Here is a 1,793-nt window from a genome sequence, read left to right as displayed (position 1 = left end):
TCTCCTGACTTTGACAACCTCAGAAGTGCAAAATCACAACACGTTGACTTATAGATGGGTATAAAATATTTTCACAAAAACAGGGTGGCGCAAAGAATTTTTCAAAATATTCAAACCAGAAAAAAGTACCTTTGTGTATGTTTGTGCGCAAGAAAAAGAACCGTTCGGGCAGGGTCAGCGTAGTTGTCGTATCGAAGTCCGGAGGACAATACAAAGAGGTAAAAACAATCGGCGTCAGTTCAGATGTCGACGAGATTGAGTACTTGTACAAACAGGGGTTGGTCTGGATTAAACAAAACAGTGGACAGGATGACCTGTTTGACAAGGTGGAACAGGTTGCATTCGAACAAAACGCAGTAGATTATTTTTTTGATAACGTGGAGAGTGTCCTGCTCAATGGTCCTCAGCAGATACTCGAACCTGTCTATAAAAGTATTGGTTTCGACAAGATAAATGATACCATTTTAAAACACCTTGTCATATCGCGTATCTGCCAGCCATCAAGCAAAGTAGCGACTGTTGAATATTTGAAGTCCTATTTTGACGAAGATGTCGAACTGCATAATATCTACCGATACTTAGACACCTTGAACAATAAACGGCAGGAAGAAATTCAGCAAGTTAGTGTGGAACATACCCGCAAGCTCCTTCAAGGGAAAATCGGATTGTTGTTTTACGATGTTACCACCCTGTATTTCGAGACAGACGCCGGAGATGATCTGCGCAAAACCGGTTTTTCAAAAGATGGCAAGCACAGTCAGCCGCAGATTCTACTGGGTTTGCTCGTGAGTATGGGAGGATATCCGTTGGCATATACCGTCCACGAAGGCAACAAATACGAAGGGCATACGATGCTTCCGGTCATAGAAGACTTTGTAAAACGCTTTTCACTGGATGATTTCGTCGTGGTAGCCGATTCCGGGTTGATGAACAAAGAGAATGTCGAAAAACTCGAGGCTCAAGGCTATAAATATATCATAGGAGCGCGGATAAAAAACGAAAGCAAAGCTGTCACGTCATGGATACTTTCATTGAAGAAAAAAAACGGAATATTCCACGAATATAAAAAGAACGAAAAAAGTCGATTGATAATCAGCTATTCCGAAAAACGGGCAAAAAAGGACAGCTACAATAGAGATAAGGGCATTCGTCGACTCGAAAAAGAATACAAGAGCGGGAAGATAACAAAAGACAAGATAAACAAAAGGGGTTACAACAAATTTCTGGAGATATCCGATGATGTGAATGTCAACATCAATTATGACAAAATCAAAGCGGATGAAAAGTGGGACGGGCTCAAAGGCTACATTACCAACACCTCGTTGCCTGCTCAAACCGTATACGAAGAATACAGAGGGTTATGGCAAGTGGAACGGGCATTTCGAATTTCGAAAGGACGCCTGGAATTACGCCCCATGTTCCATTTTACAAGAAAGCGGATTGAAGCACATATTTGCATTTGCTTCGTGGCCTACAAGGTATACAAAGAACTCGAACGAATTTTGGTACTCAACGACATCGGCATGAGCGTCGACAAAGTCCTGGATATTGCCAAGACTATTGTAACCATAAGAGTCAAGATGTCCACAAGCCATAAAAGCATCTCCAAAACCATGTTGCTAACAGAAAGCCACAGATCCATTGCTATACTTTTTGATGAAAATTTTTGGAACGACAACCTCCTGAGAATTGAATAAAAATTAGGCTGTTTTTTCAGAATAAAATCATCTTCATCCATGCGATTCTCGCGAAGTTAACGCGTTTTTGGGTGGCGCATTGTCAAAGTCAGGAAA

The 1,793-nt window shown here is 41.3% G+C and carries 1 protein-coding gene; it reads left to right on the top strand.

Annotated features, from left to right (window positions below; genetic code table 11):
• Positions 1-137: 137 nt before the first annotated feature.
• Positions 138-1,697, top strand: a complete 1,560-nt coding sequence (locus D0T84_RS22110) for an IS1634 family transposase (RefSeq protein ID WP_163310078.1) — start codon at positions 138-140, stop codon at positions 1,695-1,697.
• Positions 1,698-1,793 lie beyond the last annotated feature (96 nt).

Origin of the sequence: Dysgonomonas sp. 521, assembly GCF_010501055.1 — a bacterium.
In the GTDB taxonomy this organism is placed as follows: Bacteria; Bacteroidota; Bacteroidia; order Bacteroidales; family Dysgonomonadaceae; genus Dysgonomonas.
Note: the sequence above shows the minus strand (reverse complement) of the source record. Positions and strands in the feature narration are given on the sequence as shown.

Bases quoted from the DNA above. Each gene is read 5' to 3' on its own strand.
- D0T84_RS22110 (WP_163310078.1), top strand. From the start codon at position 138: ATGTTTGTGCGCAAGAAAAAGAACCGTTCGGGCAGGGTCAGCGTAGTT.